Source organism: Hyphomonas sp. ske169, from assembly GCF_056850855.1.
This window is the reverse complement of sequence record NZ_CP096146.1, coordinates 749,699-770,668: the sequence shown is the minus strand read 5'-3', so window position 1 is coordinate 770,668 and position 20,970 is coordinate 749,699. Positions and strand designations below refer to the sequence as shown.

Genomic DNA, 20,970 nt, shown 5'->3' with positions numbered 1-20,970 from the left:
TATTAGGAGACTGGCTTTGGCCCGTATTGCAGGCGTCAATATACCGACGAATAAGCGCGTTCCAATCGCGCTGCGTTACATTCATGGCATTGGCGCAGCCAAAGCCGACGAAATTTGTGAGAAGATTGGCATCACACCAGAGCGCCGAGTGGCAGATCTGTCTGATGCAGAAGTCATCAAAATCCGTGAAACGATTGATAGCGACTATATGGTAGAAGGTGACCTTCGCCGTGAAGTGTCGATGAATATCAAACGTCTTATGGACCTTGGTTGCTATCGCGGTCTTCGTCATCGTAAGCGCCTGCCGGTTCGCGGCCAGCGCACGCACACCAATGCTCGGACCCGTAAGGGCCCAGCCAAGCCGATTGCCGGCAAGAAGAAATAGGATCTTCGATAGATGGCCCGTCAGACAACCCGCGTTGCACGCCGCGCTCGCAAGAATATCACTTCCGGCGTCGTGCATGTAAATTCAAGCTTCAACAATACGATGATCACCATCTCAGACGCGCAAGGGAATGCCATTTCTTGGTCTTCTGCTGGCGCGATGGGCTTTAAAGGATCTCGTAAGTCTACGCCTTATGCGGCTCAGGTTGCCGCCGAAGACGCAGCGAAGAAAGCGATGGAGCACGGCCTTCAAACAGTTGAGGTCAATGTTCGCGGACCAGGATCTGGTCGTGAGAGCGCGCTGCGTGCGCTTCAGGCCGCAGGTCTGACTGTCACCGCGATCCGTGACACTACACCGATCCCGCACAATGGCTGCCGCCCACCTAAGCGTCGCCGCGTATAGTCCGTTATTAATCTGAATTTGCAGAAAGGCTGAGCATGACCGAAGCCGAAGACATGATCGTAAATGACCGTAACTGGAAGGCGCTGATCCGCCCTAATCGTCCAGTTATTGAGGGTGGCCGTGATGCGACCCGCGTTGCAAAGCTTGTTGTTGAGCCGCTTGAGCGCGGTTTCGGCACGACTTTGGGCAACGCGCTGCGCCGCATCTTGCTGTCCTCACTGCAAGGCGCTGCGATCACTGGCGTTCAAATTGACGGCGTTGTTCACGAGTTCTCTTCAATCCAAGGCGTGCGTGAAGATGTCACCACGATCATCTTGAACTTGAAGCAAGTCGCCGTGGACATGGTTTCTGATGCGCCAAAGCGCATGATCCTCAAAGCATCTGGCAAGGGTGAGGTCAAAGCTGGCCAAATCGAAACGCCAGGTGACGTGAAGATCCTCAATCCTGATCACGTGATTTGTACGCTCGATGATGGTGCAAACCTGCACATGGAATTCACCGTCGCGACCGGTAAAGGCTATGTGCCTGCTACCGATAACCGCCCGGAAGATGCGCCGATTGGCTTCATCCCGGTTGATGCGATTTATTCACCTGTTCGCCGCGTTGGCTATCAAGTTGAAGACACCCGTGAGGGAACAGTCCTCGACTATGACAAATTGACCCTGACAGTTGAGACAGATGGCTCGATCTCACCAGAAGATGCGGTCGCTTATGCGGCGCGTATCATGCAGGATCAGCTTCAGCTCTTCATCACCTTTGATGAGCCAGAATCTGAAAGCTCCAGCCAGACCGAAGAAAGCGATCTTGGGTTCAACCCAGTTCTGCTCAAGAAAGTTGACGAGCTTGAGCTTTCTGTCCGTTCTGCAAACTGCTTGAAGAACGACAATATCGTTTACATTGGTGACCTGATCCAGAAGTCCGAAGCGGAAATGCTCCGCACGCCGAACTTCGGGCGCAAGTCGCTGAACGAAATCAAAGAAGTCTTGGCCGGAATGGGCCTACACCTCGGTATGGATGTGCCTGATTGGCCGCCAGAAGACATCGAGGCGCTCGCCAAGAAATACGACGACCACTTATAGGAATGTCTGCCCGAGAGGGTACGCAAGGAGACTAAAATGCGCCACGGCATCGCACATCGTAAGCTGAACCGCACAGCCTCTCACCGGAAGGCGATGTTTGCCAATATGGCAGCCTCTCTGATCGAGCATGAGCAGATCGTCACGACTCTGCCCAAAGCGAAAGAGATGAAGCCGTTCATGGACAAGCTGATCACACTTGCGAAGCGCGGCGATCTGCACGCTCGTCGTCAAGCGATCTCAAAGGTTCGTGACGAAGCTGCCGTTCGCAAACTCTTCGACGTTTTCGGTGAGCGCTATAAAGACCGTTCAGGCGGTTATACGCGCGTCCTCAAAGCGGGCTTCCGCCACGGTGACAACGCGCCACGCGCCGTCATTGAACTGGTTGATCGCGACGAAGATGCTCGTGGCGCCGCGGACCGGGCTCGCCACGAAGCTGAGCTCGAGGCGATGGAGGACTAGTCTCCTCAGCCAGGCTCAGGTCAGGCAAATAAGATACAGAAAACCCGCGCCGAATGGTGCGGGTTTTTTCTTATGGCGATGTTGCCACATTCTGGTCTAAGCGACAGAGGCATCTCGGGCGCTGAGGATTTCCAAACAGGTCTCAGCCGGCATCGGCTTATAATGGTAATAGCCCTGGACGTATTTACAGCCATAGCGCTCGACTTCGGCGAGTTGGTCTTGGGTTTCCACGCCTTCGGCCACGACTTCAGCTCCTAAGGCGCGTGCGAGCTGGACGCTGGAGCTGAACACACCAGCATATTTCTTATCGTCCCCAACGTGGGCGATGATAGATTTATCGACTTTGACCCGGTGGATCGGCAGTTTGGCGAGGCGGTGGATGTTTGAATATCCAATGCCATAATCATCCAGCGCGATCCGGACCCCTGCGAGACACAGCGTTTGCAAATTCTTGTGTGCCATCGCCATGCTGCTCATCCGTTCGGACTCGGTGATCTCGACCCAGATCTGGTGGAAGGGGATATTATATTCGGCGATTTGCTTGAGCAGATTTTCGGCGAACTCATCGGCGCCGAGCTCGACCGGGGAAACGTTCAAAGAGATACTTTCGATCCAGCCTTGGCGAAGCGCTGGCCCCATTTCATGCAAGGCTATTGAACGCAACGCCGTTTCGATTTCTTGGCCGAGGCCGCATTCACGCGCAATCGTCAGGAATTCCATCGGATTGACCCACCCCAAAGTCTCATGATGCCAGCGCGCAAGCGCTTCCACCGATTTGATATTGAGCGTTTCAGTTTCAACGATGGGTTGGAAGTGCACCGACAAACCGGCCTGATATTCGCGTGAGAGTAGGGCAGACTGAATGGTACGCCGACGCAGGACAGCTTCATCGATCCGCTTATTATAAACCGATAGACTGCCGCGACCTGAATTCTTGGCGTCACGCAATGACGCAGATGCATTGCGGCGAAGGTCGGCAAGCGAACCCGCGTCGACCGGATAGCGCGAGACCCCAACCGAGCCGGAGACGTGGATGACCCGGCCTTGATAATTGATCGGGCGGTAAATCATGTCCCGCGCCTCGGTAATGTCGGCTGCGATGTCAGCGAGTTTCGCGTCCGCATTCCATTGAGCGGAATCAACCAAGATTGCGAACTCATCACCGCCAACGCGTCCTGCTGAGAGAATATTTCGAAGATGCGAAACCCGGTGACCGATCCGTTTCAGCACGGCATCCCCGGTCATGTGCCCATGCCGATCATTGATGCCTTTAAAGTCGTCGAGATCGAAAAGGATGAGGGTCAGCGCACTATCCTTTTGAGGGCGGTCGGACATTGCGGTTTCAATATCGCGATCAAACCCGGCGCGGTTGCGCAAACGGGTGAGCGCATCCGTCTCGGCATTAGCGCGGAGTTCAACCAAAGTCTTTTGGACCAAGCGATGCGCTGGCAGGAAGATAAACAAGGCCTCTAAGAGGACGACGACTACGGCGAGGAAAAGCGTAATCTGTTGAAGCTGTTGTGCCCATTGCGCCTGGCTTTGTACGCGTGTTTCAAAGGCAATCACCGCCTCGTCCAGGCGTTCCAAAACCTCTCCCGAACCTTTGGTCTTCAACTCATCGAGCAGGGCGCGAGGATACGCACTGTCAGGGATGGCCCGGGCAATTGAAATGAAGTTTCGAACAACCTCGTCGGTAGACGGCGTGCGCGACAGGTACAACGAGCCTAGGCTGGCTTCCTTGGCGGCGTCGTCCATCAAGCTGATATGCGTGGTCTCAAACTCATTGACCGTATTTGTAAGCGCTTCGACTGCGTCTTGGTTGCCACCAAGCGCGTAGTCTTCGGCGTAGAGAACGATCCTTTGAGACAGCACGCGTTGCGTCGCGCTAAGATTAATTACCGCGGCATCTTGCTTGGCTTTGGCGATCGCTTGCACTTCAATGAAGTGGCTGGCTGACAGGAACGCAAGGACGATCACGAGCGCTATACTATAGCGCTTCCAAAGTTGACCTGGGTCTTTGTCGAGATGCAACTTAAACAAAACACACTCCGATACGACTCAAGCCATACCACTTAAGGTAGAAAATAAAGTAAACGGAGATGGTTGAAGTTTCGCCAACGTCGAAAGCCAAGTGTTTACACTTCGCATCAAAGCCTTTGTCTTCGAGTTGCCCCGGCGTCTGCATTGGCAAGTTGGCGCGCCGATCCTACGCTGATCTGAAGCAACACGATGATTGGGAGGGAAAGCATGAAAGACTTTAGTGGCAAATTGGCGGTGATCACCGGCGGCGGCACCGGGATGGGGCGTGCGCTTGCCAAACAGCTCGCCTCTGAAGGGTGCAGCGTAGCGATGTGCGACATCTCTCAAGCTGATATGGATGAGAGTATCGCGCATGCCATGGATGGTGCGCCGCAAGGGGTGCGGGTGACGGGCTTTCTAGCTGATGTCGCAATCGAGGCTCAACTCAATGCCTTTCGCGATGATACGCTAGAACAACATGATACCGACCATATCCACCTTCTATTCAACAATGCTGGGATTGGCGGTGGCGGCAGCTTTGTCGACACGCCGCGCGATACTTGGGAGCGGACCTTTGGGGTTTGCTGGAATGGAGTCTACTATTCGGCGCGCGCCTTCCTGCCGGCGCTGAAACGGGCTGATGAAGGGCATATGATCAATGTCAGCTCGGTCAACGGTTTCTGGGCGAGCCTCGGGCCTGAAACCTCGCACACCGCCTATTCGGCGGCCAAGTTCGCAGTCAAAGGCTTCACGGAAGCCTTGGTCAATGATTTTCGAAACAATGCCCCGCATCTGAAAGCTAGCGTGGTCATGCCAGGCCATATCGGAACCAATATCGCGCTGAATACGATGCGGGAGTTTGGTGATCTGGCTGAGGATGACATTCCAAACACCGGCGATGACGACACCGCTGATGCGCAAGCCATCGGCGAAGCGTTTCGAGACAATGGCATGGATCCGGCCCAGGCGGCGGGTATCATCTTGCAAGGCGTCCGCGATGAACGCTGGCGGATCCTGGTTGGCCCAGATGCCGAAGCGCTCGATCAAGCCGTCCGTGATGCACCTGAAGAAGCGTACGAGCAGTCCTTCATGGAATCGCGCGTCGCGCCGATCTTACCGCAATTGGTGGCGTCTGAAGAGTAAGGCAATCTTCGTTAGAGTTTCCGGCGCGCTATGTTAGGGCTCCCTCTATGAAAGCCTTCTTTTCCGAGCATCAGTTTAAACACGCGCCCGCGGTTGAGCTTCAGAATGGTGAGCTTGTCCCGCATGCCGAGAGTGCGGCGCGAGTTGATGCGATCCTGAGCGCGCTCACGGATATTGCGGCGCCAACCGATCATGGGCTTGAGCCCATCCTCGCGGTGCACACGCAAAGCTATGTTGGTTTCCTGCAGCGCGCGCATGGTGATTGGGTGGCCGCGGGACGTCCTGGCGATGCTTTTCCTTATGTGTTTCCGGTGACCGGCCGGCGCCCGTTAAATCTCACGCGGATTGATGCCGAGCTTGGGCAGTATGCCTATGATTGCGGAACGCCCGTGGCCGCGGGGACGTGGGAGACCGTCTATTGGAGCGCTCAAAGCGGGCTCTCTGCACTTGATCACGTGATGAGCGGAGCGCGATCCGCTTTCGCGTTTTGCCGTCCACCCGGGCATCATGCGGGCGCGGACTATATGGGCGGCTATTCCTATTTGAACCATGCTGCGATTTGCGCAGAGTGCGCGCTCGCCAAAGGCGCAAGCAAGGTCGCGGTGCTGGATGTCGACTATCATCACGGCAATGGCACGCAGGGTATTTTCTATGCCCGCAATGATGTGCTGACCATCTCTCTGCATGCTGATCCGAAGACCGATTACCCTTTCTATTGGGGGCATGCCGACGAGGCGGGCGAGGGGGCTGGCGCAGGGTTTAACCTCAACCTCCCAATGCCGCGCGGGTCGCAATGGGCGGACTATCAGGTCATGCTGAGCCAAGCGATCGAACGCGTTCAGGCTTTCGCCCCGGATTTGCTGATTGTGCCTTATGGCGCCGATACGTTTGCCGGTGACCCGATCAGTTTTTTCGGGATTGAGACGGCCGAGTATACGGAGATGGCCGTAATGATCGCGGCACTCGATCTCCCGACGTTGATTTGTATGGAAGGTGGCTATGCGGTCGACGCGCTCGGCGCGAATGTTGCGGCGTTTCTGTCGGGGTTTGAGGGGTGATCCTATTTCCGCCGACGCCAGCGCAGGCTGGGGTCCAGGGACGAGTGTTTGCCAGCAAGACCGTTGGTGGAATTTTTCCATGGATACCTGCCTTCGCAGGTATCGGCGGTGCGCATGCCGCCCTCTTTGCAATTCGATGTTAACCCCAATGCGCCTTCAATGCCGCCGCCAATACATCCGCCCGCTCAATGATTGACCAATGCCCAGTCTTTTCCTGCTTGAGCAGTTTTGCACCGGTCGCGGCGCAGAACTTGTCAGCAATCTCCACCGGGACATAAGGGTCATCGACGCCCCAGAAGACCAGGCCGCGGTCCGGCAAGTTCTTTGTCTCAGGCCACCAGTCCGTGCCGACCGTCTTCGCAGATCGATAGAGGCGCAAGATCGCTTTCTTCATCTGCGGGGACCAATGGCTCGCTTCTTTCGAGGCGAGATCTGCCGGGATGCCTTGCGCATGCAGCGCTTTGCAAAGCTGTTCTTTGCGCGTGATCGCGGTGATGAGCTCGCCAAGGATTGGCGTCTGCCACATCCGCGCCATGGAGTGCCATTTATAGTCGGGGTGCGGTAACGCATTGGCGACGCACCAAGTTCGGACCAGGTCTGGCCTCAGGCTGGCGACGCGGATCGTAATGATCGCGCCCCAATCATGCCCGACCAAATCAACAGGACCGGATTGAGCGTGCGCCTTTTCAATCTCGGCGATGTACCATTCGACATAGTCTTCTTTTGTCGAGCCGAAATCGCGCGGGGTAGGCTCAACAAAGCCCGGCAGCGCCGGCGCGCGATAGTCGCTTGTCGCAAGCCCCAATTCAGACAGGAGCGGATCCCACATGCTCGGCGTGTCGGGAACCCCGTGCAGAAACAGCTTCATTGGCATCTCGCTTCCCCTAAGTCAGACTTGTTTCAGCGCAGTTTGAAAGACATTGTGCGCGGGAACAAGGAGGATATGCGCATGAAAACCGCCATTACGGAAATGTTTGGTATTGAGCACCCGATTATTCAGGGTGGCATGCACTATGTGGGTTTTGCAGAAATGGCGGCGGCTGTTTCGAATGCAGGTGGGCTCGGCATTATTACGGGTCTGACGCAAAAGACGCCCGAAGATCTCGCCAATGAAATCGCCAAATGCCGGGACATGACGGACAAGCCCTTCGGCGTGAACATCACCTTCCTTCCGACGCTCAACCCGCCAGATTATCCGGCGATCGTCAAAGCTGTGATCGACGGCGGTGTGAAAGTGGTTGAAACCGCGGGTCGTAATCCGTCTGAGGTGCTGCCGTATTTGAAGGATGCGGGCATCAAAGTGATCCACAAATGCACGTCTGTGCGCCACTCTTTGAAAGCTCAGGACATTGGTTGTGATGCGGTCTCTGTTGATGGTTTTGAGTGCGGCGGTCACCCGGGTGAAGACGACATTCCGAACATGATCCTGCTGCCGCGGGCCGCGGATGAGCTCGACATTCCCTTCGTCTCGTCAGGTGGTCAGGCAGATGGCCGATCTCTCGTCGCTTCGCTGGCGATGGGCGCGCAGGGTATGAATATGGGCACGCGTTTCATCGCGACCAAAGAAGCGCCCGTGCATGAGAATGTGAAACAAGCCATCGTCGCGGCCTCAGAGCTCGACACGCGGCTGGTCATGCGCTCGCTGCGCAACACCGAGCGCGTGCTGACCAATGATGCGGTTGAGCGTTTGATCGAGAAAGAGAAAGCGCTCGGTGATAAGATCAAGTTCGAAGATATTATCGATGAAGTGGCCGGGGTTTATCCGCGGATCATGATGGAAGGTGACATGGATGCGGGCGCGTGGTCGTGCGGCATGGTCGCTGGGCTCATCTACGATATTCCGACCTGTAAAGAGCTGATCGACCGGATCATGACCGAAGCAGACCAAATCATCAATGAACGCCTGGCGGGCTTTGTAAAAGGCAAAGTCAGCGCCTAATAGGTGTTTGAATAGAATAGATGAAGCGGCCTGCTGGGCGATCCCTCGCAGGCCGTTTTATATAGGAGACCCAATATGAGCGATATCCAAGGCCGCGTGGCCTTTGTCACCGGCGGCGCGAGCGGGCTCGGGCTCGCCATGGCGCGATCTTTCTTGAAGCGCGGCGCGCGCGTGATGCTGGCCGACCGAGACGAAGAAGGCCTTAACCGCGCGGTGGCGGAGCTCTCGAAAGACAGCAATGAAATCGCTTCGGTGGTTTGCGACGTTGCCGATGTCGAACAAGTCAAAGCCGCGGCGCAAGCGACCATCGATCATTTTGGCAAAGTCCATATCGTCGCCAATAATGCGGGCGTCGGCAAAGGCGGCCAGCCGGGTGAGATCCCGATCGAGGATTGGAAGTGGATTGTCGACATCAATTTGCTCGGCGTCGTCTATGGCGTGGAAGTGTTCACCCCGCTGATCCAATCGCACGGTGCGGGTGGCCATTTTATCAATACAGCCTCCATGGCGGGCCATGTCGCTCCGGGCGGCATGGGGCCTTACAATGCCACCAAATATGCCGTGGTCGGTTATTCCGAGGGCCTGAAAGCTGAATTGATGCCGCATAAGATTGGCGTCAGCGTTCTTTGCCCGGGTTGGGTGAACACGAACATCCACACGACGGGGTTCGGCGCACCTTCAAGCGAAATCACTGCCGATGACGCGAAAGATGATCCGCAGTTCCAGATGATGAATGAGGTGATCCGCGGCGGGCTCGATCCGAACAAAGTTGCCGATTGGGTGGCCGAATGTGTGGAAGCGGATCGGCTGTATATCTTCACGCACAAAACGATGAAAATCGGCATTGATATGAAATATGCCCAGATCCAGGCTGACTATGAGGCGATCATCGAGGATGGGCGGTTTGGCGAGGCGTAGAGGTCTTGCTTAGACCCGCAGACCCCAGCGTAGGCTGGGGTCCAGGGGCGGATGTTTGCTTTCAAGACCGCAGGTCGATTAGATCCATGGATACCTGCCTGCGCAGGTATCGCCGGATAGATTTTGGGCGCCAACACAACCCCACGCCTCGGAACCGAGAGAGATACGATCCCGTCCGATCTTCGCCGTTGGCTCAGGTGATGGACTGCCCAGACGGGGTAGACGCAGGATGAGAGGCCTTAAGCGCTCTAAAACAGACGCCGACCAATTCTTTGCAAACATTGTTTCTTCATTTGCATTGATGCGCTTAGGCAAATCGTTCTACGGGAGGTAGATCTTACTTCTAGATCAGTTTCCTCAAGGATCCACGTGTATGGGACGAACTTCGAGCTGCCCGAGCGAGACCGGTTTTGCCGCCGTTTGATTCAGAAAACACTCGAGCGGCTCAAAGCCCTGCGATCAAGCCGGCGTCTCGCGCGACCCTGTTTCGGTTTGCCGAAGATCGGTTGCCTGTCGCCATTTTCATCGCGCTTTTGGCGATTGACCTGATCGTTTTTGCGATGGTCTCGAGCTGGCCGCTCGTGCTCACCTGGGCGGTGCTTTCGGTCCCCGCAAAAGTTTGTATCGCGGCTTGGAACCATCACCATCAGCACGTACCGTTTTTTCGCTCGGCGGTGGGCAATCGACTGATCGAAATCGTCTTCGGACTACAGACCGGAGCGGTGTCAAATGTCTGGGTCTTGCATCATAATCTCGGTCATCATGATCATTACATGGATCAATCGAAAGACGATTCGGCCTGGCGTGCCCCGGATGGCCGTATCATGTCCGTGCATGAATATACGTGGCGGCTGGCTACCACCGGTTATGTCTGCGCATTTCGTAAAAGCGCCGACCATCCCGACATCCAACGGACGTTTCTATCTATGAGCGCGCTGCATATTGCCCTCTTAGTCGCTCTGGTCTGGATCAACGCGTTTAATGCGGTGGCCATCTTTATTGTCCCGATGGTGATCAGCTTTGTGATGACGTGTCGGCACACTTATGACCACCATGCTGGGTGCTCAGAGGAGGATGAATATGCTGCCTCGAACAATATCACACATCGCTGGTACAATATTCTCACCGGCAATTTAGGCTATCATACGGCGCACCATTTAAGACCGGGTCTGCATTGGTCAAAGCTGCCTGACTTTCACGCGCGCATCGCAGACAAAATTCCCGCCGCTAATTTTCGCGGTCCCGGTCTTCCGATGTCATTGCTCCCCGCGGGGTCAAAACAGGTCTAGAGGATAGGGCTGAGGGAGGCTCCTAAACTCGTCCCCCCTCCAACGGTCTCTAAGCCAATGACGCAATAGGCCTTAAGATGGTCAATCGAAATTTCTGCTCTGAGTCAGGCGCGGACACGCCAGTCTTAGGCCCTCATCCTGAGCGAAGTCGAAGAATAAAGGGCCGGGCTTCCCCATAGCCCGCCTCGTCCTTCGACCCTGGGCCTACGCCAGGGCAGGCCTTCGCTCAGGATGAGGCGTCTTGGAGCATTCCCCTGATACGCGTCCCCTCGACAGCCGCAGGCTGTCTGAGGGTCCATCTCGGGACCTGTTCGAGTGCTGTAAGTTCGGGAGGTGGATCCTCAGACCGCGAGGCGGTCGAGGATGACGCAAAGTTTCGAATGTCCGCATTGCCGAAGTGGGTATACCGCGTTCTGATACCCGGTGAAACTTGTGGGTCTATTGCGAGAGGCTGAGCTCACGGTCGATATGATCGGAAACCGGGGTCGAAACCTGGGAGGACTTCGCCGTCTCGCGCGCGGATTGAGCGGTGGCTAGATCCCCCTTCAGCTCTGCGAGCTTGGCCCACGCCAGGTGAAAAGCTGGGAGTTGATCTGCGCCGGGCAGGGCGGCGGCTTCTTGCAATCGGCACTCAGCTGCGTCGCTTTCCCCCGAGAGCATCAAACTCACCGCCCAATTGATCAGCACGGCGGGCGAGGGTGCTTGTGCATAGAGCAGGTCGTAAAACCGAGACATTGCCGGCCATTTGGTTTCGTTCCAATCGGCGGCTTCGGCGTGCAGCGACGCAATCCCGGCTTCGAAATGATAGCGGGTCAGTGCGGCGCTCGATTTTGCCGCTTCAAGCTGCTGGAAGCCGTCAAAGATCATCGACCGGTCCCACAGCGTGCGATCTTGGTGCTCGAGGGTGATGAGTTGACGGTCGGCCGACATCCGCGCGGGCAGGCGCGCCATTTGAAATAGCAGCAGCGCGTGCAGAGCATGGTGGCCAGCCGCCTCGCCGTCCGTCGCGGCGAATAGCCCGTCCGAGAGCCGCAGGGCTTCGCGGCAAATATCTTCGCGGAACAGATCCTCGCCGCGCCGGGGCAAATATCCCCAAGCGAACATCAAATAGATGGTCTTTAGGAGTTGCGGCAGGCGAGCCTTTAGCGCGAACCGGGTCGGGAAGCGGGCGAGCTCTCCGGATTGGCTTTTCAGTTTGCGTTTGGCGCGGGCAAGGCGTTGCGACAGCGCGTCTTCTTTCATGAAGAAGAGGGCGGCGGTTTCGGCCGCCGTGAAGCCGCAAACGGTTTTCAGCGCGAGGAAAAGCTGATCCTTTGGTTCAAGCGCTGGGTCGCAACAAAGCACCATTAGGTCGAGCTCTGGGTCGCTTAGAGACGGCGTGATCACATCTTCTTCTGAGGTCGCAAAATCCCAATCATCATCGACGCCAAACTCGCGGGACGAGCGGCGAATTCGGTCAATCGCGGCATTACCAGCAACCCGGCGGAGCCACGCCCGCGGATTGTCGGGAATACCTTTATACGGCCAGGTTGCGAGCGCTTTGACGATGGCGTCTTGAGCGACGTCTTCAGCCAGATCGACTTTCGCAGGTCCGAATTTGGAGACGAGGCTGGAGATCAACCAGCCTCGCTCCCGCCGGACGGTTTCGTCGAGTAATTGGTGAATGTAATCGGGTGCCGACATTAGTCTGCAGAGGCATCCGTCTGACGAATGATGATCGTCTCATTGTGCTTCATATGTGGGTGCGAACGGGCAATCTCGACGGCCTGATCATAATCATCGGCATTGATCACCATATAGCCGCCAAGGATTTCAGCTGCTTCGGCGAATGGGCCGTCATGGACTTCAATCGAGCCTGATGTGTTGGTGACGATTTTGCCGCCTTCATCCATCAGCTTCTCGCCGCTCGCATAAATGCCTTTGGCGCTCAACTCTTCGACCCAGCCTATATAGTCTTTCATTAGATCCATAAAATCGGCTTCACCCAAATTGGTGTAGCGGTCAGGTGCGTGGGGCAGCATCAAAACAAATTTAGCCATAAAAAATCCTCCCTCCAGAGGTCTTGCGTTTAAGATCCTGCGTTGGTGCCGGATCTGTCAACAAGACGATTGAAGAGAGGATTTCCTGACAGAGAGCCAGAAAAAATATTTAAGCCTGGTTCGCAGCCTCACTGATGGCGGCAGCAATTGCTGCTTCATCCATTGATTTATCGACGGTGCCAACCACTTCGCCGCTATCCATGTTTACAAGATAAAGGCGTCCGGTTTTGACTTTGTCTGGGAAGGTTGCCCGCATCGCGGCTGTGACCCCAAGCGTTTCAGCGTCGGCAAAGAAGGCATCCATATCTCGGCTGGTATAATCGATGGTTGCGAACTCGACGGCGTCAAATGTGTTGGCCGCTTGGACCGCTTTGACTTTCGGGTCGAGCGCTTTGCAGCTGCCGCACCAATCAGCATAGCTCATCACCGCCAGAATTTTTGTGTCTTCGGCAGGGCTTGTCACAGCGGCGCGTTCTGAGGCAGGGACATCGGCTTGGCCACAGGCAGCCATTGCAACCGCGGCGGTCGCCGCAAGAAATAGTCTCATGGGGAGTTCCTCTCAATTAGAGAGCATGGTCTATCACGCGGCCCGACATTCGGGGCTCACAATCACGTTATGAAATGAGGGTGGGTTATGAATCGCGGGCTTCTTCAGCGCCGAGGCGCGCAAGTTCGTCGGCTTTCTCATTGCCTTCGTCCCCGGCATGCCCTTTGACCCAGACCCATTTGATCTCGTGGCGGTCGCAAGCCGCTTCGAGCGCTTGCCAGAGATCTTTGTTCTTCACGGGCTTTTTCGCAGCCGTTTTCCAGCCATTGCGTTTCCAGCCATGGATCCACTTGGTCAGACCATCTTTGACATAGGTGCTGTCTGTATGCAGCGTCACGGCACTCGGCTTTTTGAGCGCATTGAGCGCTTCGATTGCCGCCATCAATTCCATACGATTATTGGTTGTATCTGGGTCGCTGCCATAAAGCTCTTTGCGCTTACTACCGGCAACCAGAAGTGCGCCCCAGCCGCCGGGGCCGGGATTGCCGCTGCATGCGCCGTCGGTCCAAATCTGTATGTCAGGTTTTGCCATAAAGGGTCAGGTGGGTCGATTTTGAAACACCGTCAAGCCAGCATTGCGGTGGGAAGCAGCGGTACGATTTATGTTGAATTTCGGGGTGCGCTTAGTTTAGGCAAAGCCCATGACTGCTCCCATAACTGCCGCGATTTGCCTGATTGGAGACGAGCTCCTCTCGGGGCGGACCCGAGATATCAACACACAGACCATCGCGCGGTTCTTGGCGCCATATGGCATTCAAGTGCGCGAGGTACGGATCGTCTCTGATGAGACAGACCAGATTGTCGGCGCCGTAAACGCGCTTCGGGCGACGTATACATATGTGTTCACCACGGGCGGCATCGGCCCCACGCATGATGACATTACCGCCGACGCCATCGCGGCCGCCTTCGGAGTCGAGATCGGTGAGCACCCTGAGGTCGCGAAAATGCTAGCGGCGCGCTACGCGGAAATGGACACCGAGTTCACCCCGGCGCGGCGGCGCATGGCGCGCATTCCGCATGGGGCGAGCTTGATCGAAAACCCCGTTTCTGGCGCGCCCGGTTTTCAAACCGGGAATGTGTTCACGCTCGCCGGTGTACCTAAAATTGTCGAAGGCATGCTGGGCGATATCGGCCATCGTTTGCAATCTGGCGCGGTCGTCAAAAGTGTGACCGTGCGCGGCAGCGATTTGCGGGAAGGCGAGCTGGCTGAGGCGCTTGAGGCGCTCTCGGACGCGTATGACGGGATCAGTATCGGGTCTTATCCATGGTTCAGAACCGTCAAAGATCATGGCGTCGCTTTGATCGCGCGCGGCACCGATGAAGCAAGCCTGGTTGAGGTTCAAAATGCGCTGGCAGATCTGGTCCGGGCGCAAGGCGTGGAGCCGGAAATCTTATCAGGGGAACAATAGAAGCGATGCGGACATATTTGACTAAAGGCAGCGTGATTGTCGGGACGGGACTCGCTTTTTTAGCGCTAACCCTCGCGTTTGGCGTCTGGATAGAGGCCTATGACCTTCACATCATCGATGAAATTAGCGATCCTGAACAGATTCGGGCGGTCGTTGCGGCGATGTCTGAACAGCAAAGGTCTGCGCATTGGTGGATGACCCTGGTGCTCGATTACTTTTATCCGCTGGCTTATGGCGGCTTTTTTGCCGGTACGGCGTTGCGGTTTTTTGGCAAAGCTGGGCCTTGGTTAGCGCTGCCCGCATTGATCTGTATTCCGGCGGATGTGATTGAAAACACGGTACAATTATTCATTCTGTCGGGCGATGACAGCCTGATTTGGTTGAAAGCGATTATGACGCCACTCAAATTGGCAACCTTTATACCCGCCGCGATCATTGCCTTGATTGGGCTCGGGATTGCCGCGTATCGCCGGTTTGGCAGAAAACGCGCCACATAGGCCCGAATGGCGCTTGGTTTCCGCGAGGGCGATTGCCGCAAGAGGCGTGAGAATATGACTGTCAGGAGATCCCATGTCTGAGAATATAGTTTTGGTTGAGCGCGATGGTCCGGTCGCGATTGTCACCATGAACCGTCCCGATGCGTTGAACGCTTTAAGCCGCGCCTTGCGCGCTGAAATCGTGAAAACCTTCGCAGCATTGGCCGAGGATGAGACAGTGCGGGTTGCCGTTCTGACCGGAGCGGGGCGCGCGTTCACTGCTGGCGTCGATCTCAAAGAAGCGGGGCAAACTGGGTTTGCGCTTGGCGCCGATGGCGGCGAAATCGACCTGGCCAAAGGCCTTGCCTCTTTTCCCTGGCCAATTATCGGCGCGATCAACGGATTCGCGATCACGGGCGGGTTTGAATTGGCGCTGATGTGCGATGTTTTGCTCGCGTCTGAGAACGCCAAGTTTGCCGATACGCATGCGCGGGTTGGGATTATGCCTGGCTGGGGGCTCAGTCAGAAACTGTCGCGCTTAATCGGGATCAGCCGCGCAAAAGAGCTCTCTTTCTCGGGGAATTTCTTGGATGCCGAGACCGCCGAACGCTGGGGCTTGGTCAATCGGGTGTACGGCGCCGACGAACTCCTCCCTGCGGCGGTCAAATTGGCACACGAGATGGCGACCTGTGATCCTGTCCTGCTGCGCAACTACAAACGAATCATCGATGACGGGTTTGCGACTTCATTCGGCGAGGGACAGGCGCTCGAAGTCACCAGATCTGCTGAACACGCTGCAGGCGTGACGGCACAAAGTGTCGAAGCGGCCCGCAAAGCCGTTACCGAGCGGGGCCGGACGCTTAATGACTAAAATGTGGCGGGGAGGCCGGTCTTAGGCGAAAATGAGACACCAAGAGGTTAAGAATCTGACCGTCCCTGTTGCAATTCCGCCTCGCCCTCTTAAAAAAGCGACTAGGATCACAATTCTTATGCAACCTGGTCTCGCGCTTGGCGTAAAAACTGCGTAGAGACAAGATCATACGGAATGGTCCGTAAATTCCTGCGGTCGTGAAACAATGGTGTTGTCACGGCAGACACAAGGGGAAGAGTATGAAAAAAACTCTCATGTGCGCATCCGCCGTAGCAGCATTTGTCGGAACGGGCTTTGTCGCTCAAGCCGACGACGGCTGGTATGGCCGCGCTGACATTGGGCAAGTCTTCGATGGTAAGCTTGACCATGATGCAGAAAACAATGTGCCGTTCACACTGGGCGGCGATTCTGATCCAGACGATCTATTGCTCGGTAGTCTTGGTCTTGGATACGCTTTCGACAACGGTTTCCGCGTCGAATCGACCTTGACCTATAAAGAAGGCGACCTGTCCGTCAGCAATGGCATTAATGGCTTTGGAATTCCTGAGAGCTCGGTCGGCCCGAATGGCGGTATCGTATACAGCGCTCACAAGGACGGAAGCCTCCAAACTTGGGAAGTTATGGTCAACGCGCTTTACGATTTCAATCGTGAAGGTACGTGGCAGCCTTATGTTGGTGCCGGTGTTGGTGCAGCTCGCCTAAGTGCAGACGCTCGCAACCTTGCAGCGACTCAAGTCAGCGGAACCGGAACACCTAGCGCTGTGTTTGGCGCAAACGGCTTTAACGACAGTGAAACTGCCCTAGCGCTGCAAGCGTTGGCTGGCATTGGCTATGCGCTGAACGACAACATGACAGTCGATCTCGGATACCGCCTGACGAATATCCAAGATATGACCTTCACTGGCGTGAACCAAATTGGGTCAGGCGTTGCTTATGACGCTGACTATAACGATCATGCGGTGACCTTGGGTCTGCGGTATGCATTTGGGGCGACACCACCGCCACCACCGCCTCCGCCACCACCACCGCCTCCACCACCACCGCCGCCACCACCACCACCACCGCCGCCACCACCGCCACCAACTGTGGCTGAGGTTGCTCCGGTTGCGCCTTGTTCAACTGTGAACCAGGCCTTCGTGGTCTACTTCGAGTGGGACCGCGCAGACCTGACAAGCCAGGCTTCTGCGGTGATCGATCAAGCGATTGCGAACATTCGCGACCGCGCAGATTGCTCAACCGGTGACGTAACGATTGTTGGCCACACCGACACATCTGGTGCGTCTGCTTACAACCAGCGTCTCTCAGCTCGCCGTGCGGCAGTTGTTTCTGATGCGCTGCAATCACGCGGCATCGATGCTGCAGCGATTGACACAGACGGTCGCGGTGAGAACGATCTTGCGAAAGCCACAAATGATGGTGTTCGTGAGCCTCTGAACCGTCGCTCAGAAGTGACGATCATCGTTCAGTAAGACGATTATCAACTGAATAAGGAAAGGCCCGGCCAAATTGGTCGGGCCTTTTTTCTTTGCGGTCGCGGCGTTCGGATGTAGATCTAGAGGCACTCACAATATGAGCACGGAGACGCGTGATGTCAGATCGAAAGTCCAGTTATGAGGAGTTTTGGCCGTTCTATCTGCAAGAGCATGCGCATCCACGCACGCGCCATTTTCATTATATCGGCACCAGTCTCGTCATTACGATCGCTGTGATCGCGATCAGTTTACAAAAATGGGTATGGCTGTTTGCCATGCCGGTTGCGGGTTACTTCTTTGCTTGGGTCAGCCATGCCTTTGTCGAGCGCAATAAGCCGGCCACATTCACCCATCCGCTCTGGTCGCTCATCAGCGACTTTCGAATGTTCTTTCTCTGGATTACAGGCCGTCTTGGCCCCGAACTTGAGCGGGCAGGGGTGTCGCAGCGCGAGGAAGGCGAAAACGCCTAGCTGAGATCGCCCCATTTTGTCAGCGCGGCGCGCGCGATTGGTGCTCCCCATTCTTGAACAAAATGACCGCCATCATCAATCATCATTGGATCTGGACAGTTGGCGATGGTGGCTTGCAGGGTCTCCATTTGGCGGGGGCCGAGCACAGGATCTTGCGCGCCGACAGCCATGAAGCTCTCCCCTTTCCAATCGTTCGACCACCAGGCGGCGGCGCGTTTTGAAGTCTCGACCCCCTCCATCCCTGGATCGGTCATGACCAGCTCGGGAAAGCGGCGCACACCGGCTTTGTAGGTCACGTCCGGAAAAGGCGCGGCATAGGCGGCGGCTTCCTGGTCGGTGAGGACCGGAGTCGCGCGCTGCATCAGGGCGGCGATATCCATATCTGGCTGCGTTCGGTTAAAGGCTCGCCAAGCTTCAAACCCTTCGCCAGGGGATTGACCGACAGCGATCGCGGTGTTCATGACCAATAAGCGTTCGAACCGTTCTGGCATCTCCATCGGCAACGTGAGTCCCAGTATTCCGCCCCAATCTTGGCAGACAAGGGTGATGTTTTTGAGGTCCAATGCCCGGATGAAAGCGAGCATCATGTTGCGGTGGAAGTGAAATGTGTAAACCGCATCCTCGGTGGGCTTATCGGAGCGACCAAATCCTAACCAGTCCGGGCAGATGACGCGGGCGCCGCTCTCGACGAAGACGGGGATCATTTTCCGATACAAGAAGGACCAGGTCGGCTGACCATGTAAGCAGAGAAAGGTTCGATCCGCATCTTGTGGGCCTTCATCGACATAATGGACGCGCAATCCTTCATAGCCTTCTAGGGAGTCGACATAATTCGGGGCGAAATCGAAATCTGGCAGCGCCGTAAATCGCTCATCAGGGGTTCGAACAGCTGCAATCATTGTGCGTTTCCTTCATCGTGTCGTTTGATCGTTTCTAAATTGCGGTCCTGGCGCGAAGGAAGGCAAGTTTTTTCGAAATGACGGAGGCGTCAGATTTCTAAATGCTGCGCACAAAAAAAGAGGGCCGCTTCAGATGAAGCGACCCTTCGAGGGAGAGTGAGATGAACAATTTGCTTACGATTTTGCCTCAGCGTTACAGCGCGCAAGATCCTTCGCGGAGAGGGTTTCATCGCCATTTGAGAATTCAGCCAATTTGCCGACTTCCTTGACGACTTTCTTACAGGTGCTGATGCGAACCGCTTTACGGTTAAGTTCAGCCACGCAGGTGTCAGCACTGCACTTCCAAAGTGCTTTAGCAGCGACAATCTTTTTGGTTTTCGGCATTGGCGATTCGAGTTTTGCAGTGAACGCGGTGCCCGCAAAAGCGGCGCCGGTCAGGGCAATGGCGAAAGAGGCGGCGGTTAGTGTACGGATCACGGGAGGAAACTTTTTGTCGATTGCGGTGATTGGCTCGTGTCGATGTCTTCATCTGACAGGAGTTAACATATGATCACTGAGCAATAAGTCAACTGTTCAGTGAATATAAGATGTGCTGCAGGTGCGAAATCTGGTGCCAGTTTCCGTCAGTAGCCGTTGAGCAGGCTTTGAGATATTGACGCGACGAAGCGGATTGCCCAGCGGCATATGGGATTTATCGTCGGAGCCGAAGGCAGGAGAGTTTCCATGGATTTCAATATCCCACAGGACATCGCGGACTATTTGGGCGTTTTGGACCAGTTCATCGAAGACGAGATCAAACCGCTTGAACAAGAAGATGATAATATTCGCTTCTTTGATCATCGCCGAGAATGGGCCCGCACGGATTTTGAGAATGGCGGATTGCCGCGACCAGAATGGGAAGCGCTCCTGCGAACAGCCAAACGCCGGGCTGACAAAGCCGGACATTTCCGCTTTGCGCTGCCCTCCGAATATGGCGGCCAAGACGGGTCAAACCTGGCCATGGCCATCATTCGTGAACATCTCGCCCGCAAAGGGCAAGGGCTCCACAATGACCTTCAAAATGAGCACTCGATTGTCGCCAATTATCCGCAAATCTTGATGCTGCGAGATTTTGCTCGTCCTGACCAAAAACACCTCATTCAAGACGCCCTTGATGGCAAATTTATCGCCACGTTTGGCCTCACGGAACCAGAGCATGGCTCGGACGCGACGCATATGGACACGGTTGCGAAACGCGAAACGCGCGATGGTGTTGAGGGGTGGCTGATCAATGGCGAGAAAATGTGGACCACCGGCATGCATGTGGCGACACATATCATGTGCTTCGTGCGAACAAGTGGAGAGGATGGCGATGCGCGTGGGATCAGTTGCTTGCTTGTGCCGGCCGATGCTCCTGGCGTGAAGATTGAAGAATATCTTTGGACATTCAACATGCCGACCGACCATCCGCGGGTCTCGCTGACTGATGTCTGGGTACCGGAAAGCACTTTGTTTGGACCGGCCGAAGGTGGTCTCGCGCTCGCTCAACACTTTGTCCACGAGAACCGGATTCGTCAGGCGGCAAGTTCGGTCGGGGCCGCACTCTATTGTATCGATCAAAGCGTTGACTACGCCCAAGCCCGTAAGCCGTTTGGCAAGCCGCTGGCGGTGAACCAAGCCATTCAATTCCCGCTGGTCGAGTTGGCCTCTGAGGCGGAGATGCTGCGATTGCTGATCTTTAAGACGGCCTGGGAAATGGATCAGATGACCAAGCCAGAAGTGGCGCAACGTCTGTCTGATAAAGTCTCAATGTGTAACTATCGCGCCAACAGATTGTGCTGCAATGCCGCCGATCGGGCGATGCAGGTGCATGGCGGCATCGGCTATTCACGACACAAACCGTTTGAGCATATTTATCGCCATCACCGCCGCTATCGGATCACCGAAGGCAGTGAAGAAATCCAAATGCGAAAAGTCGCCGGGCATTTGTTTGGCTTCATGGGCCCCAACAAACGCAATTAATTTCAATCAAATTTTCAAGGTTCCGATTGGGTTGTCTTAATCTCTGACGCTTAAAGGGACCGTTCTCGTACTAGGGGCGCATTGCGACTTCAAAA

The 20,970-nt window shown here is 55.7% G+C and carries 23 protein-coding genes; 15 read left to right on the top strand and 8 right to left on the bottom strand.

The window, feature by feature from the left end; translation table 11 throughout:
- The first annotated feature begins 16 nt into the window (after positions 1-16).
- Genes rpsM through rplQ form a run of 4 tightly spaced genes read left to right on the top strand, consistent with a single transcriptional unit; the run spans position 17 to position 2,325 of the window.
- The gene (gene rpsM, locus MY069_RS03660; protein WP_482795722.1) at positions 17-385 is read left to right on the top strand and encodes a 30S ribosomal protein S13; all 369 of its coding nucleotides are present in this window, start codon (positions 17-19) and stop codon (positions 383-385) included.
- 12 nt (positions 386-397) lie between these two features.
- Positions 398-787 (top strand): 30S ribosomal protein S11, encoded by a 390-nt coding sequence (rpsK, locus tag MY069_RS03655; RefSeq protein WP_482795721.1) that lies wholly within the window; start codon positions 398-400, stop codon positions 785-787.
- Between the two features lie 35 nt (positions 788-822).
- The gene (locus MY069_RS03650) at positions 823-1,866 is read left to right on the top strand and encodes a DNA-directed RNA polymerase subunit alpha (RefSeq protein ID WP_482795720.1); all 1,044 of its coding nucleotides are present in this window, start codon (positions 823-825) and stop codon (positions 1,864-1,866) included.
- Between the two features lie 36 nt (positions 1,867-1,902).
- The gene (gene rplQ / locus MY069_RS03645) at positions 1,903-2,325 is read left to right on the top strand and encodes a 50S ribosomal protein L17 (RefSeq protein ID WP_482795719.1); all 423 of its coding nucleotides are present in this window, start codon (positions 1,903-1,905) and stop codon (positions 2,323-2,325) included.
- A gap of 96 nt (positions 2,326-2,421) precedes the next feature.
- On the opposite strand, the gene MY069_RS03640 is transcribed toward rplQ, so the two are convergent.
- Positions 2,422-4,365 (bottom strand): putative bifunctional diguanylate cyclase/phosphodiesterase, encoded by a 1,944-nt coding sequence (locus tag MY069_RS03640; protein WP_482795718.1) that lies wholly within the window; start codon positions 4,363-4,365, stop codon positions 2,422-2,424.
- Positions 4,366-4,572: 207 nt separating this feature from the next.
- Here MY069_RS03640 and MY069_RS03635 point away from each other — a divergent pair, with 207 nt between their 5' ends.
- On the top strand, positions 4,573-5,487 hold the full coding sequence (locus tag MY069_RS03635; protein ID WP_482795717.1) for an SDR family NAD(P)-dependent oxidoreductase: 915 nt from the start codon (positions 4,573-4,575) through the stop codon (positions 5,485-5,487).
- A 47-nt stretch (positions 5,488-5,534) separates the two neighbouring features.
- Positions 5,535-6,545 carry a histone deacetylase family protein gene (locus MY069_RS03630; protein ID WP_482795716.1) on the top strand — a complete coding sequence of 337 codons (1,011 nt, stop codon included), beginning with the start codon at positions 5,535-5,537 and terminating at the stop codon, positions 6,543-6,545.
- Positions 6,546-6,684: 139 nt separating this feature from the next.
- Here the strand turns inward: MY069_RS03630 and MY069_RS03625 are convergent, their stop codons facing one another.
- Positions 6,685-7,419, bottom strand: coding sequence for an alpha/beta fold hydrolase (locus MY069_RS03625; protein ID WP_482795715.1), 735 nt, complete (start codon positions 7,417-7,419; stop codon positions 6,685-6,687).
- A 75-nt stretch (positions 7,420-7,494) separates the two neighbouring features.
- Between MY069_RS03625 and MY069_RS03620 the strand changes: the two genes are divergently transcribed.
- The 3 genes from MY069_RS03620 to MY069_RS03610 all read left to right on the top strand — a co-directional run bounded on the left by MY069_RS03620 (position 7,495) and on the right by MY069_RS03610 (position 10,691).
- The gene (locus MY069_RS03620; RefSeq protein ID WP_482795714.1) at positions 7,495-8,484 is read left to right on the top strand and encodes an NAD(P)H-dependent flavin oxidoreductase; all 990 of its coding nucleotides are present in this window, start codon (positions 7,495-7,497) and stop codon (positions 8,482-8,484) included.
- Positions 8,485-8,559: 75 nt separating this feature from the next.
- Entirely contained in the window at positions 8,560-9,402 is an 843-nt protein-coding gene (locus MY069_RS03615) for an SDR family NAD(P)-dependent oxidoreductase (RefSeq protein ID WP_482795713.1), read from the top strand.
- A 410-nt stretch (positions 9,403-9,812) separates the two neighbouring features.
- Positions 9,813-10,691 (top strand): fatty acid desaturase family protein, encoded by an 879-nt coding sequence (locus MY069_RS03610; RefSeq protein ID WP_482795712.1) that lies wholly within the window; start codon positions 9,813-9,815, stop codon positions 10,689-10,691.
- 438 nt (positions 10,692-11,129) lie between these two features.
- On the opposite strand, the gene MY069_RS03605 is transcribed toward MY069_RS03610, so the two are convergent.
- The 4 genes from MY069_RS03605 to rnhA form a co-directional block, all read right to left on the bottom strand.
- Complete coding sequence (locus MY069_RS03605) at positions 11,130-12,374, bottom strand: RNA polymerase sigma factor (protein WP_482795711.1); 1,245 nt, start codon at positions 12,372-12,374, stop codon at positions 11,130-11,132.
- Entirely contained in the window at positions 12,374-12,730 is a 357-nt protein-coding gene (locus tag MY069_RS03600) for a YciI family protein (protein WP_482795710.1), read from the bottom strand. The genes MY069_RS03605 and MY069_RS03600 overlap by 1 nt, the downstream gene beginning before the upstream one ends.
- Positions 12,731-12,839: 109 nt before the next feature.
- A complete protein-coding gene (locus MY069_RS03595) occupies positions 12,840-13,277 on the bottom strand; it encodes a thioredoxin family protein (RefSeq protein ID WP_482795709.1) in 438 nt (145 codons plus the stop codon).
- An 85-nt stretch (positions 13,278-13,362) separates the two neighbouring features.
- The gene (gene rnhA / locus MY069_RS03590; RefSeq protein ID WP_482795708.1) at positions 13,363-13,809 is read right to left on the bottom strand and encodes a ribonuclease HI; all 447 of its coding nucleotides are present in this window, start codon (positions 13,807-13,809) and stop codon (positions 13,363-13,365) included.
- Positions 13,810-13,918: 109 nt separating this feature from the next.
- Between rnhA and MY069_RS03585 the strand changes: the two genes are divergently transcribed.
- From MY069_RS03585 to MY069_RS03565, 5 genes are all read left to right on the top strand, one after another.
- Positions 13,919-14,686 carry a competence/damage-inducible protein A gene (locus MY069_RS03585; RefSeq protein ID WP_482795707.1) on the top strand — a complete coding sequence of 256 codons (768 nt, stop codon included), beginning with the start codon at positions 13,919-13,921 and terminating at the stop codon, positions 14,684-14,686.
- A 5-nt stretch (positions 14,687-14,691) separates the two neighbouring features.
- Positions 14,692-15,183 carry a hypothetical protein gene (locus MY069_RS03580; RefSeq protein WP_482795706.1) on the top strand — a complete coding sequence of 164 codons (492 nt, stop codon included), beginning with the start codon at positions 14,692-14,694 and terminating at the stop codon, positions 15,181-15,183.
- Positions 15,184-15,256: 73 nt separating this feature from the next.
- A complete protein-coding gene (locus tag MY069_RS03575; protein WP_482795705.1) occupies positions 15,257-16,033 on the top strand; it encodes an enoyl-CoA hydratase in 777 nt (258 codons plus the stop codon).
- A gap of 239 nt (positions 16,034-16,272) precedes the next feature.
- Complete coding sequence (locus tag MY069_RS03570) at positions 16,273-17,502, top strand: outer membrane beta-barrel protein (protein WP_482795704.1); 1,230 nt, start codon at positions 16,273-16,275, stop codon at positions 17,500-17,502.
- Positions 17,503-17,621: 119 nt separating this feature from the next.
- Positions 17,622-17,975, top strand: a complete 354-nt coding sequence (locus MY069_RS03565; RefSeq protein ID WP_482795703.1) for an Mpo1-like protein — start codon at positions 17,622-17,624, stop codon at positions 17,973-17,975.
- Here the strand turns inward: MY069_RS03565 and MY069_RS03560 are convergent.
- Positions 17,972-18,874, bottom strand: coding sequence for a haloalkane dehalogenase (locus MY069_RS03560; RefSeq protein ID WP_482795702.1), 903 nt, complete (start codon positions 18,872-18,874; stop codon positions 17,972-17,974). The two genes, MY069_RS03565 and MY069_RS03560, sit on opposite strands and share 4 nt — an antisense overlap.
- 174 nt (positions 18,875-19,048) lie before the next feature.
- Positions 19,049-19,351, bottom strand: a complete 303-nt coding sequence (locus MY069_RS03555; RefSeq protein ID WP_482795701.1) for a DUF8200 family protein — start codon at positions 19,349-19,351, stop codon at positions 19,049-19,051.
- A gap of 207 nt (positions 19,352-19,558) precedes the next feature.
- Between MY069_RS03555 and MY069_RS03550 the strand changes: the two genes are divergently transcribed.
- Complete coding sequence (locus MY069_RS03550; protein ID WP_482795700.1) at positions 19,559-20,875, top strand: acyl-CoA dehydrogenase family protein; 1,317 nt, start codon at positions 19,559-19,561, stop codon at positions 20,873-20,875.
- Positions 20,876-20,970: the final 95 nt, after the last annotated feature.